Source organism: Shewanella septentrionalis (assembly GCF_025370265.1).
Lineage (GTDB): Bacteria > Pseudomonadota > Gammaproteobacteria > Enterobacterales > Shewanellaceae > Shewanella > Shewanella hafniensis.
Window position 1 is genome coordinate 123,067 of the sequence record NZ_JAMTCC010000009.1, and the last position, 13,489, is coordinate 136,555.

The 13,489-nt window shown below is 46.6% G+C and carries 13 protein-coding genes; 4 read left to right on the forward strand and 9 right to left on the reverse strand.

The genetic code is table 11. The features are described 5' to 3' along the window. Positions 1 to 148: 148 nt before the first annotated feature. The 5 genes from NE536_RS07155 to NE536_RS07175 all read right to left on the reverse strand — a co-directional run bounded on the left by NE536_RS07155 (position 149) and on the right by NE536_RS07175 (position 4,747). On the reverse strand, positions 149 to 1,021 hold the full coding sequence (locus tag NE536_RS07155; RefSeq protein ID WP_261272268.1) for a DMT family transporter: 873 nt from the start codon (positions 1,019 to 1,021) through the stop codon (positions 149 to 151). 228 nt (positions 1,022 to 1,249) lie between these two features. Next, complete coding sequence (gene kdsA, locus NE536_RS07160) at positions 1,250 to 2,098, reverse strand: 3-deoxy-8-phosphooctulonate synthase (RefSeq protein WP_071938555.1); 849 nt, start codon at positions 2,096 to 2,098, stop codon at positions 1,250 to 1,252. A gap of 64 nt (positions 2,099 to 2,162) precedes the next feature. Next, positions 2,163 to 3,410 (reverse strand): DUF819 family protein, encoded by a 1,248-nt coding sequence (locus tag NE536_RS07165; RefSeq protein ID WP_261272269.1) that lies wholly within the window; start codon positions 3,408 to 3,410, stop codon positions 2,163 to 2,165. Between the two features lie 153 nt (positions 3,411 to 3,563). Further along, complete coding sequence (locus NE536_RS07170; protein ID WP_115333920.1) at positions 3,564 to 4,352, reverse strand: SirB1 family protein; 789 nt, start codon at positions 4,350 to 4,352, stop codon at positions 3,564 to 3,566. Next, positions 4,352 to 4,747 carry a SirB2 family protein gene (locus tag NE536_RS07175; protein WP_006080263.1) on the reverse strand — a complete coding sequence of 132 codons (396 nt, stop codon included), beginning with the start codon at positions 4,745 to 4,747 and terminating at the stop codon, positions 4,352 to 4,354. Before NE536_RS07175 ends, NE536_RS07170 begins: the two co-directional genes overlap by 1 nt. A gap of 118 nt (positions 4,748 to 4,865) precedes the next feature. Here NE536_RS07175 and NE536_RS07180 point away from each other — a divergent pair, with 118 nt between their 5' ends. Next, positions 4,866 to 5,279, forward strand: coding sequence for a GNAT family N-acetyltransferase (locus NE536_RS07180; protein WP_106651574.1), 414 nt, complete (start codon positions 4,866 to 4,868; stop codon positions 5,277 to 5,279). Positions 5,280 to 5,413: 134 nt separating this feature from the next. On the opposite strand, the gene prmC is transcribed toward NE536_RS07180, so the two are convergent. The 3 genes from prmC to hemA are packed head-to-tail and all read right to left on the reverse strand — an operon-like array spanning position 5,414 to position 8,621. Then, entirely contained in the window at positions 5,414 to 6,262 is an 849-nt protein-coding gene (prmC, locus tag NE536_RS07185) for a peptide chain release factor N(5)-glutamine methyltransferase (protein WP_107403806.1), read from the reverse strand. Positions 6,263 to 6,264: 2 nt separating this feature from the next. Next, positions 6,265 to 7,356, reverse strand: coding sequence for a peptide chain release factor 1 (gene prfA / locus NE536_RS07190; RefSeq protein ID WP_261272270.1), 1,092 nt, complete (start codon positions 7,354 to 7,356; stop codon positions 6,265 to 6,267). 14 nt (positions 7,357 to 7,370) lie between these two features. Then, positions 7,371 to 8,621: a glutamyl-tRNA reductase gene (gene hemA / locus NE536_RS07195; RefSeq protein ID WP_012090153.1), complete on the reverse strand. Its 1,251-nt coding sequence runs from the start codon at positions 8,619 to 8,621 to the stop codon at positions 7,371 to 7,373. Positions 8,622 to 8,874: 253 nt separating this feature from the next. Between hemA and lolB the strand changes: the two genes are divergently transcribed. The 3 genes from lolB (at position 8,875) to NE536_RS07210 (ending at position 11,435) form a co-directional block, all read left to right on the forward strand. Then, entirely contained in the window at positions 8,875 to 9,519 is a 645-nt protein-coding gene (gene lolB, locus NE536_RS07200) for a lipoprotein insertase outer membrane protein LolB (protein ID WP_261272271.1), read from the forward strand. A 1-nt stretch (position 9,520) separates the two neighbouring features. Continuing rightward, on the forward strand, positions 9,521 to 10,375 hold the full coding sequence (ispE, locus tag NE536_RS07205) for a 4-(cytidine 5'-diphospho)-2-C-methyl-D-erythritol kinase (protein WP_261272272.1): 855 nt from the start codon (positions 9,521 to 9,523) through the stop codon (positions 10,373 to 10,375). Between the two features lie 112 nt (positions 10,376 to 10,487). Continuing rightward, a complete protein-coding gene (locus NE536_RS07210) occupies positions 10,488 to 11,435 on the forward strand; it encodes a ribose-phosphate pyrophosphokinase (protein WP_006080255.1) in 948 nt (315 codons plus the stop codon). A 182-nt stretch (positions 11,436 to 11,617) separates the two neighbouring features. On the opposite strand, the gene NE536_RS07215 is transcribed toward NE536_RS07210, so the two are convergent. Continuing rightward, on the reverse strand, positions 11,618 to 13,480 hold the full coding sequence (locus NE536_RS07215; protein ID WP_261272273.1) for a methyl-accepting chemotaxis protein: 1,863 nt from the start codon (positions 13,478 to 13,480) through the stop codon (positions 11,618 to 11,620). Positions 13,481 to 13,489: the final 9 nt, after the last annotated feature.

A 13,489-nucleotide genomic window follows, 5' to 3' on the forward strand; every position in this document is an offset into this window, starting at 1 on the left:
TTAAACGGGTTCGCATCCTAGCAAATCCACTATTATATTGTTGTAACAATATGTATTTTCAACTTAAAGTTTAAAGATGTTCACAAAAAAATTAACCAGCGCCAAATCAATCCGTACAACACAAGCTTTCTACACATATAAAACCCACCTATTCCCACATAACCAAAATAGCGGCAATAGCGATCAAGACTAACCCTAGCATATCTTTTATCTTTACTTTTTCCTTCAGCCAAAAGGTGGCAATCAAGATCATAAAGAAAACTTCAACTTGACCTAAAGTCTTCACATAAGGCACAGCCTGTAGCGACATAGCACTAAACCAGCCGATAGAACCTAAACAACTGGCGGTACTGGTAAGTAAAGTTAGCTTGGGACGCTGCCATAACGCTGTCAGTGTGGATTTATCCTTGAGTAACAGATAACTGACTAACAACAGCGTCTGTAAGCTGATCACGAATAACAGCACCCAAGCGGCGCTATGGGGAAAGCCGATATTCAAACGCAAACTCGCCTCCCGCACCCAAAGCGATGTTAGCGCAAACGAAGTACCACAGGCTAAACCAATCAATACCGTATTGAGCGACAGACTTCGAAGGCCTTGTTTGGCACTCATCAAAAAAATTGCCACACCACCTAGCAATACACCTGACCAACCTAATGGCGATAAATGCGTCCCAAAAAACACTGTCCCTAATATCGCCGCAACGACAGCTTCGCTCTTTGCTAGCCCTGCCCCAATGGCAAAGTTCTGTTGCTTGAACAGTTTTACCATCAAGCCTGTTGCTAGGATTTGCATCGCCGATGCACCTAAAATAAAACCGATAAAACGGCCGCTAAAATCGGGGATACCGACATCCTGCCAAAGATATAAACCTGCTAGATACACGGCAGCAATAGGCCCTGCCCAAATAAAACGCGCCAAGGTCACGCCCGCAACACTCACCTCTTTACTCAGTTGGCTTTGAAACGCATTACGCCAAGCCTGCATAAATGCCGCCAGCAAAGTTAATAAGATCCACATGTAGGTATTCCGTAAAGAATGAGGTCGGCAATAGAGACGAGAGTAAGGCAAGCCTCATCATAAAACATTCATGTTTCAGATAGCCATGGGGTGATGGCAGTCTAATTGTTTCTGCTGAAAAACAAAGCCCCGAACGAGTCGGGGCTTTGAGATTTAATCACTAAGTCACTAATTCATTAAGTCTTAGCTTGCGATTACTTGCTGGTATCGATAAGTCTTAGCTTGCGATTACTTGCTGGTATCGATGGGATCGAAAGACTTAACCAAATCATCGATTGCTTTCATCTGCTTCAGATAATTTTCTAACTGATGCAAAGGCAGCGCACATGGGCCGTCGCACTTAGCGTTATCAGGATCGGGATGCGCTTCAATGAATAGACCCGCTAAACCTAGCGCCATACCGCTGCGCGCTAACTCGGTCGCTTGAGCACGACGCCCGCCCGCAGAATCGGCACGGCCACCTGGACGTTGCAGCGCATGGGTCGCATCGAAAATGACAGGGTAACCAGATTGTTTCATCTCATCCATGCCCAACATATCAACGACTAAGTTGTTATAGCCGAAGCTTGAACCACGTTCACACAGGATGATCTCGTCATTACCCGCTTCGTTAAACTTAGTGATGATGTGGCGCATTTCGTGCGGCGCTAAAAACTGTGGCTTTTTCACGTTAATGATAGCGCCGGTTTTTGCCATAGCGACAACCAGATCTGTCTGACGGGCCAAGAATGCTGGCAACTGAATGATATCAACCACTTCAGCAACAGGTGCACACTGGTGCACTTCATGCACGTCAGTGATCAAAGGTAAGTTAAAGGTCTTTTTGATTTCTTCAAAAATCTTCAAACCTTCTTCCATACCTGGGCCGCGGTAAGAGTTGATTGAAGAGCGATTCGCCTTATCAAAGGACGCCTTAAACACATAAGGAATACCCAGTTTTTGGGTCACTTCGGCGTAGGTTTCAGCAATCGACATAGCGAGATCGCGAGACTCAAGCACGTTCATGCCACCAAACAACACGAAAGGTTTATCGTTAGCAATCTCGATTGAACCTAGGTTTATGATTTTATTACTCATCGCAACTTCTCTCTAAAATGCTGGAACCTTTCCCAGCGATGAACTGAATATAGGGCTAAGGCCGCTATGCTGCAACTAGCTGTAAAAGTTGACCACAGAGCCACGCCATGTAAGTCCCTAACGCATAACCAAATACGGCTAACAACACACCAACAGGCGCTAAAGCGGGGTGAAATGCCGCAGCAACAACAGGGGCAGATGCCGCACCGCCGACATTTGCTTGACTACCCACGGCCATGTAAAACAGCGGCGCTTTTATCAACTTAGCCACCAATAACATAAAGCCAGCATGCACTATCATCCACACAATACCGATTAAAAAGTACAAAGGTGTGTCGAGCACTTTACTCACATCCATATGCAGACCAATCGTCGCCACCAAGATGTAAAGGAAGGCCGACGCCACTTTCGATGCCCCCGCCGCCTCTAAATGGCGTACTGGGCTGAAGGACATCGCCAAACCAATGGTTGTGACTATCACCACTAACCAGAAAAACTTAGAGGTTAAGCTGTAATCTTCGGTCCAAGGGTAGTTCGCTTCAAAAAATGGCCCAAGAAAATCGGCGGCCATGTGGGCGATACCTGTGATCCCAAAGCCAACGGCGACAATCAGCATAAGATCGCGCAGATTAGGAATGCGGGCATTTTCAGCGTGATACTTTTCAACTTTTTCTTTTAACGCTTCAATTGCTGAGGTATCGGCACCCGTTCTGGCATCGATTTCTTTCGCCTTTGAGGCCATAAATAGCAACACGGCCATCCAGATATTGGCGACAATCACATCGACTGTCACCATCACAGAGAAAATATTGCCACCTACCGCATAGATTTCTTTCATCGCGGCTTGATTTGCGCCGCCACCAATCCAGCTTCCGGCTAAGGTCGTCATGCCGCGCCATACCGCATCAGGACCATCAACTCCAATTAAAGAGGGCTCGATGATCGACACTAACAGCAAGGCAATCGGGCCACCGATAACAATACCGACAGTGCCGGTTAAAAACATGATTAAGGCTTTCGGCCCTAAACTTAAAATAGCTTTTAAATCAACGCTTAATATTAATAAGACTAAACACGCTGGCAGTAAATAACGTGACGCCACAAAATACAGTTGTGAGGTATTACCGTCGATCACCCCAAAGGTATTCAATAAAGAGGGTAAGAAATAACACAATAAAAGGGCGGGAATGAAACGATAAAACTTCTGCCAAAAAGGATGACTACTGCTACTGGTATAAAATACAAAACCTAGAATTGTCGCGAGTATCCCTAACGCCGTGGCATCGTTCGTCACTAAAGCCGTGCTTGTCATGCTAATTTCTCCCTGTTAATACAGTTATTATTTTATTTTTATTAGAGACTTAACCTTTAAGTCCCTGGGTCAAACTTCCATCTGCCCAGTATTATTATTTTGCTGATTGGATTGAATAGTTGATAAATAAGAAGAGCCCCGAAAGGCTCTGCTTTAATGGTAAATCTCGGCATGCTCGTTTAATTCTTTGAGCTGCATCTTCACGATTTCGATCACGGGATCGTGGGGGCTGTTATCGACAAAATGCTGCAAATCAGCAGCTGCCACATTGATACAACCCAGCTGCTGGGCGATAAAGGCTCGCTCACGATTGAGGTGCACATCATCGCTATGCCATTGCAACAGCAGACTGCAACATTCCATCGCCGCCTCAAATTGATGCGACACTATACAACCCGCTTTTAGCTCATGCAGCATACGCGTCAGCAGTTTTTTCACCGTTGCTGGCTTTAAGTAACTCGCCTTAAGCTCGGCCGCATTGCCTAACTCGCCGCGCACTAACACATGCAACTGGTGACGGTTGAGCTTCTTGCCTGTCAAAGGATCCAGATAACTCACTTCACCGGCAATCTTGCAACGCAGCACAGTATTACCAGGTAGCAATATCGGTTCAAGCTCAAGATCTAACTGCTTCGCCAGTAACATCAAGACAGTTGCCAGCGTAGTGCTATTCCCTTGGCGGCTAATCAAGCAAGTGCCTAAATCCGCCGCCTCTGTACTGAAGTAGTTATCACGGACACAAAAGCCTAAATCCTCGTAAAACCAATGCAACAGCGCATTAAAACGCTGTTGTTGGTCAACCAAGTAATGACTTAATACGGCTCCCGCCATTTCAAACCAAGCCCATTTAGCGGCTTCTAGTTTAGAAAATCCAAGGTGCGCACCTACATCCAATGCCGACTCGGGCAATGAAATGCCATCTTGCAGAGTGTAGTTACCCATTAACCCAATAATACCGCTTGTTTAAAATGAGCCAATTTAGCAGCATAAACCAGCCAGCCTATCGCGCCTAAGTAAGCAAATACTTTGAACAACTTGTTTCTGTTTGCCTTTATTGCAATCGCACCTAGGACAATGTAAGCAACTACAGCACCGATTTTTTCGGTCATCCAAGGATCCACAAAAGGAAATTGTTGGATCATAAAACACAGGGTTAAACCCGACAGCAATAAGAAAGTGTCGATAACATGGGGCGCTATCTTGAGCAGTTTCTTCTCCATCAAAGCCGATTGGCGCAGATGCAGAACAAAGCGCACGGTAAGCAGCAACACGCTTAACGCGATAAAGGTAAAATGCAGATGTTTAACCGCAGGATATAGACTGTAAAAAGTTTCCATTACGATACTTATGGTCAGTGACAAAGGCGCTAGTTTACCCTAATCCGTGACGGCATACCAATGCCTATCAGCCTGATAGTCAGAGCTAACATCATAAAAAATCAAACGAGAAGAGACGATGAATTTAAGCTTAATTAATGATGAATCAACCGAGTTCGCCGATGCCATAAAACAAAAAATCATCGAGTTCAACCAAGTCCAATGGCAAGGGCTTAGCCGTAAAAATCTCGGCCTCAAATTACAAGATACCGAAGGTAAACTGTTAGCGGGAATAAGCGGCAAAACCTTCGGCAATTGGTTGTTAATTGAGTATCTGTGGGTCGATGGCACCCTAAGACACCAAAAAATCGGCACGCGCTTGCTATTAGAAGCAGAAAGCCAAGCAAAAGCGCGCGGCTGCCAATTTGCCCTGCTCGATACCTTAGATTTTCAAGCTAAGCCCTTCTATGAGCGCCACGGCTATCGCGTACAGTGGATACAACAAGCCTACCCAGAAACCGGCAGTAAATTCTTTATGGTGAAAGTGTTGTAATGTTTGAGGTTGGCGATTTTAACCTTACATCAGCTTAAACTGACTCTTTAGAAAACAAAAACGCCATTGGCAATAACCAATGGCGTTCGATAAATCGGTATAACAGGGTAAATATCTTCACTTAAAGCAACGCGTTATTCCGCCCATTTACCCATAGTACATCTGTCATTGCTGCCAAAGTCTCGCACTGTGGCGACATTCTCATAGCCCAGTTCAATAAGTTTAGCCCTGAGTTTTACAGCCTGTTCAAAACCATGTTCCAGCAGAATATAGCCATTAGGCTTTAAGTAATCTCGGGCAGTGTTGGCAATATAATAAAGATCGGCAAAGCCTTCCTCGGCGGCGGTTAACGCACTTTGGGGCTCGAAACGCACATCACCTTGGTGCAAATGTTCGTCTGCTTCATCAATATAAGGTGGGTTTGAGACGATTAAATCAAAGTCACGCGACTTTACCGCGCTAAACCAGTCACTTTGAAGAATATCGACCTGCGGCAGCTTTAAATTCTCACGGTTCGCGATAGCCAAAGCCACGGCATCATCGACTTTATCGACCGCCGTGATTTGCCATGACTCACGCTCAGACGCTAACGCCAACGCAATAGCCCCAGTGCCAGTACCTAAGTCGAGCACTTTGGCATAGGTTGAAAGCGGCAGGTTCAAAGCGGTTTCAACCAGAATTTCCGTGTCAGGACGCGGGATCAAAGTCGTGTCGTTAACGATAAAAGGCAGCGACCAAAATTCACGCTCACCAACAATATGTGCCACAGGCACGCCCTTTTGACGTTTCTGTACCATTTGCTGGAAACGTTTCCACTGCTCAACCGTCAGGGATTTTTCAGGCCAAGTGTATAAATAGCTGCGACTTTTATTGAGGCAATATAACAGCAAAACCTCTGCATCCAGATGAGCGGATTCAGAGGTTGATGCTAACTGCACATAAGCCCATTGCAGGGCTTCGGCTATGCTAGATTGATCTGACAAAACTACCCCTGCTCGTCAGCCAGTGCGGCTAACTGGTCAGCTTGATGCTCTTGCATCAGAGGCAATAAAATAGCATCGAGATCGCCTTCCATTACTTCGTTCAAGCGATATAAGGTCAAGTTGATGCGGTGTTCGCTCACGCGGCCTTGCGGGAAGTTGTAAGTACGTACACGTTCGGAGCGATCGCCACTGGCAACCAAACTACGACGGGTCGATTCTTCGGCGCTACGGCGTTTTTCGTCTTCAACAGCTTGAATACGTGCGGCCAGTACACTCATGGCTTGGGCACGGTTCTTGTGTTGCGAACGTTGATCTTGGCATTCCACCACGATCCCAGTAGGAATATGGGTGATTCGAATAGCTGAGTCAGTTTTGTTAACGTGCTGACCACCCGCACCTGATGAACGGAAAGTATCGACTTTCAGATCGGCTGGATTGATTGAAATCGCTTCCGCTTCAGGCACTTCATGCAGTACCACAACAGTAACCGCAGAAGTATGCACACGTCCTTGGGATTCGGTTTCTGGCACACGCTGTACACGATGGCCGCCGGATTCAAACTTAAGTTTGCCGTATACGCCGTCACCGCTGACCTTCATGATCACTTCTTTAAAGCCACCATGTTCACCTTCGTTACAGCTCATGATTTCGATCTGCCAGCGATTTGCTTCAGCATAACGGCTGTACATGCGGAATAAGTCACCGGCGAAAATAGCCGCTTCATCGCCGCCAGCACCAGCGCGGATCTCAACGAAGGCATTTTTATCGTCGTCAGGATCTTTTGGCAATAATAGAATTTGCAATTCGTCTTCGAGCTGCTCGAGTTTGGCCTTAGCGGCTTTCATCTCTTCCTGCGCCATTTCACGCATTTCAGCATCGTCTTCTTCCAGCATTTCTTTGGCAGAATCGAGATCAGCCTGCGCTTGCTGATAGGCTTTAAAGCCAGCAACAACGTCTTCTAACTGGGCATATTCTTTTGATAACGCACGAAACCTGTCTTGATCAGAAATGACGCTAGCATCACCCAGCAAAGCCATGACTTCTTCATTGCGCTCGAGCAAGCCTTCCAGCTTGCGGATAACGGATTCCTTCATTTAACTCGCTAACCTTAGTGTTTATCTAATCCAAGCGCTGATCTTAACTGACCGAGAGTATTCAAATCGCCCTGACGACTCGCTGCCGTGAGGGCCTGTGTCGGTGCGTGGATAAGTTTGTTAGTCAGGCGATTGGCTAGTTCAATCAATACCTGCTCAGTGTCTGAGCCCTGGGCTAGTTTATTCAGGGCACGTTCTACTAACTCATCTTTTACCGCCATGCTCTGGCTGCGATACTCGCGAATACTGTCGACCGACTCTAAAGAACGGATCCAATCCATAAATAAGAAAGATTGTTCTTCAGTAATTACTTCAGCTTGCTCGGCGGCTTCTTTTCGAGAAGCCATATTCTGTTCAATAATGCTATGCAGGTCGTCCACTGTATACAGAAACGCGTCATCCAAATCGGCGACTTCCGGCTCAATATCCCGGGGAACTGCTATATCAACCAATAACATAGGTTGATGGCGACGCTGCTTTAGCGCTTTTTCGACCATGCCTTTACCTAGGATAGGCAGAGGGCTGGCGGTAGAGGATATCACGATATCGGCTTTTGGGAGATAATCTGGTATCTGCGCCAGTGTAATTGCTGTTGCGCCAAACTCCTCACACATGCCTTGGGCACGTTCTAACGTCCGATTTGCTACGACCATTGAAGCCACGCCGTTGTCTTTAAGATGCTTCGCAACCAGTTCTATAGTTTCACCTGCGCCAATCAACAGTACTTTAGTGGTCGATATCGATGAGAAAATATGTTTCGCCATGCTAACAGCCGCAAATGCGACAGACACTGCAGCGGCGCCAATTTCAGTGTCGGTGCGGACTTTCTTAGCGACTGAAAAAGTATTCTGAAAGAGTCTATCTATGGTTAGCGCAACCGTTCCAGCCTCTTTGGCCTTAACAAACGCTTGCTTAACTTGACCGAGAATTTGCGGCTCACCCAAGATCAACGAATCGAGCCCAGAAGCCACACGCATCAAATGCCTGACGGCATCCTGACCGTGATAATTATAGAGACAAGGCGCGACGTCCTTATGATCAAGGCCGTGATATTCTTCAAGCCACGCAATAATATCGGCCTCATCGCCGTTGTTGCAATACAACTCAGTGCGATTACAGGTCGAGACAATAACGGCTTCACCTGAGCGTGTACGACTGGCCAGACTCTTCATAGCGTCATGAATTTTGTCCGGAGAGAAGGCAACTTTCTCACGCAGGTCTACCGTGGCTGTTTTATGGTTAATACCGATTGCTACAAGGCTCATCTGACTCTTTCTAGATTCTTGGCGACTCTCTTAATAAGGGCATTCTACTGAATTGGCCCAACTAAAAACAGAATACGCTTAACAAAACCGAATAAAGGTCTAACTTCTTACCTAAATTTTCTATCAATAATAGGTAAGGCAAAATTTGTCCCAAGGGAGCAAATCTAAGTGACCGCCGATGGAAATTTTACGTTTGGCATTGGTATTCTTTCCAAGCCCTCGTATCATAAGGACTTTGGTATATCAGTCATAGATGAATAATTTGAAGCGCCTCACAAAAACCATTTTCTCTTGTTTTACCTTAAGCGCCCTACTTTTGCTGACGGGGTGTGAAACCTTGCCGCCGATGACTGACCTAAGCCCAATCACAGTCACGGATGCGCGCCAAGCAACAGCTTGGGAATTGCAGGGTAAACTGGCGATAAAAACCCCTGACGATAAGCTCAGCGCGAATATCTACTGGCGCCACAGTGAAGATCGCGATGAGCTGACACTCACCACTATGCTGGGTACGACTGTGTTGACGCTTAACTCAACCCCGAACTCGGCCCATTTGCATATCGATGGCAAAGACTTTCGCGATGATAACGCCCAGCGTTTACTCGAGCGCGTCAGCGGTTGGTCCATCCCCTTGGCCGATTTACCTTTGTGGATCACAGGCCAAATTGGCCCCAACGATGAGATCGTCGAACGCGATAGCCAAGGTAAACCTAAACAGCTCACCAATACTCAAACCCCGCCACCTTGGCAGGTCGCATTTTTAAGTTGGCAATCCCAGAGCGGCGCCAACGTGCCCCATCAATTAAAGCTTGAACGTGGCGATTTACAACTCAAACTACAGCTGAATCAATGGCAAGCTCTTGGCAAGCCCGCGATCTTAGTCGGAGAACAACCTTAAGATGCCCACTGCAATTTCCCGCAATTGGCCTGCGCCAGCCAAGCTCAACTTGTTTTTACACATTAATGGCCGCCGCGCCGACGGTTACCACGAACTGCAAACCTTGTTTCAGTTTATCGATTGCTGCGACATGCTCGATTTTAAGGTCACTGAAACCCCTGAACTGATTTTGCACTCCAATATGTCGGGCGTTGTCGCTGACAGCGATAACTTAATTCTGCGAGCCGCAAAATCATTACAGCAAACCACAGGCTTTAAAGGCGGCGCTGAGATCTGGCTGGATAAACGGCTGCCCATGGGCGGCGGTTTAGGTGGCGGCTCGTCCGATGCAGCCACCACATTAGTGGCATTGAACAAGTTATGGCATACCCAATTATCAACCGAAGAATTGGCAATAATCGGCCTTAAATTGGGTGCCGATATTCCTGTTTTTATTCATGGTTTCGCCGCTTTTGCCGAAGGTGTGGGTGAACGCTTACAAGCGGTAAATCCGAGTGAGCCTTGGTACTTAGTCATAGCACCCGATGCCCATGTTTCCACCGCCGACGTATTCCAAGATCCACTTTTACCGCGTGATACCCCGAAACTGGCCATAGATACCTTAATGAGCCAACCTTGGGAAAATGATTGTCAAAAACTAGTCGTTTCTAAATACCCTCAAGTTGCCAAGGCATTAGGCTGGCTGCTAGAATATGCGCCGTCGAGAATGACAGGAACAGGCGCATGCGTGTTCGGGGAATTCACACAACAGCAACAAGCTCTCGCAGCCTTGGCGAAATTACCGTCTGAAATGCAAGGATTTGTTGCACAAGGGATGAATCTTTCGCCGCTCATCACGCGACTCAGTCACCCTTAAACTACTTTCTTCTAGAGTAACCACTTAACGATAACGCCTCGGGTTCCTCCCGTCCCTATATCGTCGTTACTCTAGCCACTAAAATATAAAGCAAACGCCTGAGGTTCATACAGTGCCCGACATCAAGCTCTTTGCTGGGAACGCCACCCCCAGTCTCGCTAAAAAGATAGCCGATCGTCTATTTTGCAAACTCGGAGACGCAGTGGTTGGTCGTTTCAGCGATGGTGAAATCAGTGTCCAAATTAACGAAAATGTACGTGGTGCCGATGTGTTCATCATCCAATCCACTTGCGCGCCGACAAACGACAACCTGATGGAACTCATCGTGATGGTTGACGCGCTGCGCCGTGCATCTGCTGGCCGTATCACAGCCGTTATTCCTTACTTTGGTTATGCTCGTCAAGACCGTCGCGTTCGTAGCGCCCGTGTACCTATTACTGCAAAAGTCGTTGCCGATTTCCTGTCTAGCGTGGGTGTTGACCGCGTTCTGACCTGTGACCTGCACGCTGAGCAAATCCAAGGTTTCTTCGATGTTCCTGTTGATAACGTATTTGGTAGCCCAGTGCTGCTAGAAGATATGTTAGCGAAGAACTTAGATAATCCAGTCGTTGTTTCTCCAGACATCGGTGGTGTTGTTCGCGCTCGCGCAGTAGCAAAACTGTTGGATGATTCTGATTTAGCGATCATTGATAAACGTCGCCCACAAGCAAACGTTGCTCAAGTTATGCACATCATTGGTGATGTTCAAGGTCGTGACTGCATTATCGTTGACGATATGATCGACACAGGCGGCACTCTGTGTAAAGCGGCTGAAGCCTTAAAAGAACATGGTGCGAACCGCGTATTTGCTTACGCAACTCACCCAGTGTTCTCTGGCAAAGCGGCTGAAAATATCGCTAACTCAGTGATTGATGAAGTGATTGTGACTGACACTGTTCCTTTAAGCCCAGAAATGTTAAAAGTGGCTAAAGTGACTCAGTTAACTATGTCTGCGGTACTGGCTGAGGCAATTCGTCGCGTAAGCAACGAAGAGTCTATTTCTGCCATGTTCCGTCACTAATAGTTCTGTCACTGAACGTTCTGACTAATCTGAGTGGTTCCACACAGTGTGCTGTTTTAACGAATCACTAAGCTTGCAGAGCTAATCACTCGGACATAAAAACGCACTCCTCGGAGTGCGTTTTTGTTAGTGTATTTTCTAAGCTAGCTTCTGCTCATTAGATTAGAGTTGGCTTTTAAATATTAGATTTTAAAATTACTGACCGCACGGAATAAGAATTCAGCCTGCGCTTTCAGCTCATCCGATGCCGACGCATTCGCATCTGCCGCATGGGAGGATTCTTCGGCGATGTCGCGGATCACCACCACGTTCTTATTCACTTCGGCCGCCACCATGCTTTGCTCTTCAATCGCCGCGGCAATTTGAGTACTCATGTCCATGATGTTACGCACATCTGTATTGATAAGCTTGAGTAAGGCACCAGCACTTGCCGCTTGCTCCGCACTCTCAACACCTTGTTTTTGGCTCGATTCCATCAATTGCACAATCGAGCGAGTCCGCGTCTGTAAGGTCTGAATAATGTTCGCAATTTCTTGGGTTGACGATTGTGTCCGCATCGCTAAGTTACGCACTTCATCGGCAACCACTGCAAAACCACGGCCCTGTTCACCTGCACGTGCAGCTTCAATCGCGGCATTCAAGGCTAAAAGGTTAGTTTGCTCAGCAATGCCGCGGATCACATCTAACACGCTACCGATTGTCTCGCTGTCACGTTCCAGCTCATTAACGACCGCAGCCGAGCTATTGAGCTGCTCAGCAAGTGACTGGATTTTATGAATCGTTTGCTCAACTTCTAATTGGCCGCTTTGCGCATTATCGTGGGTCTGACCCGCTTTTGATGCCGCTAACTCAGTTGTTTTAGCAATTTCGTCAATGGTTGCGCCCATTTCTGTTATCGCCGTTGCAACCATATCAGTCTCATTGAGCTGTTGACCTACGCCTTCAGAGGCAAGCATGGCATTTTCGGATACGCGCTTACAGGAGGTGTTAATCGTTGCGACCGACTCAATCACTTGCTCAATCAATTGCTGGAAGCTACTCACCATACTATTGAAATGCTGCGCAATTTCGCCAAGTTCATCTTGCGTTGATGCATCGCATCTCAAGGTCAGATCTTTACTCACTTCGATACGAGCAATGATCTGCGTGATGCGCTCAACCGGGGCGATAATACTGCGGATAATCAAATAGGTAATGATAGATAGCAGCAACGTGATAAAGATAAACACAGCAATACCTACATTAACGCTGCTGCTCTCAGCATCATCAATCGCCTTAAGCGCTAGGTTATGTAAGTCATTCGCGCTACTTTCAATTTGTAGGTTGGCAGCGACAAGACGCGCCATAGTGCCATCTTTCTCGGTTAAACCGAGTTGCTGCTCTTTATTGGTTAAGCTTTTAAAATCTTTCTGATACTGAGTAATAAGCTCTGCAATTTTATTTTGGGTATCGGCATCTAAGCTCGATGAACGTAGCTTGTCATTAAACTTGCCAATGTTGGCATCGAAGGTTTCAACATAACTTAGCTCTCGACGCAGCATAAAATCTTTTTCGTTACGTCTCAGTTGCAGCATAGCCACTTCGAGTTCGAGCTGATTGTATTGCTTCAGCAGCGTTTCAACATTATGCACCGCCGAACGCAATGTGCCGTACAAACCTGTTTTAGGCGTTAAGCCAATTTCCTGCTGTAGCTGCACCACTTCAGAAAAAGCAGCTTGATACTGATTTAAATTACTATCAAAACTTTCAAGCGATGCCTTGGACACACCGTATTCTTTAAAGACTTTCTCTAATTCTGGGACAATACTGTCGATTACCATGTGGCTTTGCTTATGTAGCTCGGCATATTTTAAATCCTTACGCGCGAAGAAATCCTTTTCGTTTTTACGCAGAATTAAGACATCGCGCTCTAACTCAAGCACATTTTGAACGGCATGGGAGAGCTCAGACTTAACCGAATTTGAATGGAGTTGTAATCCAAACATGGCAACTAATGCCGAGATAGACACAGCTGCGCTGAGTAACAACTTTGAGCGGATAAACATAGAAAGTCC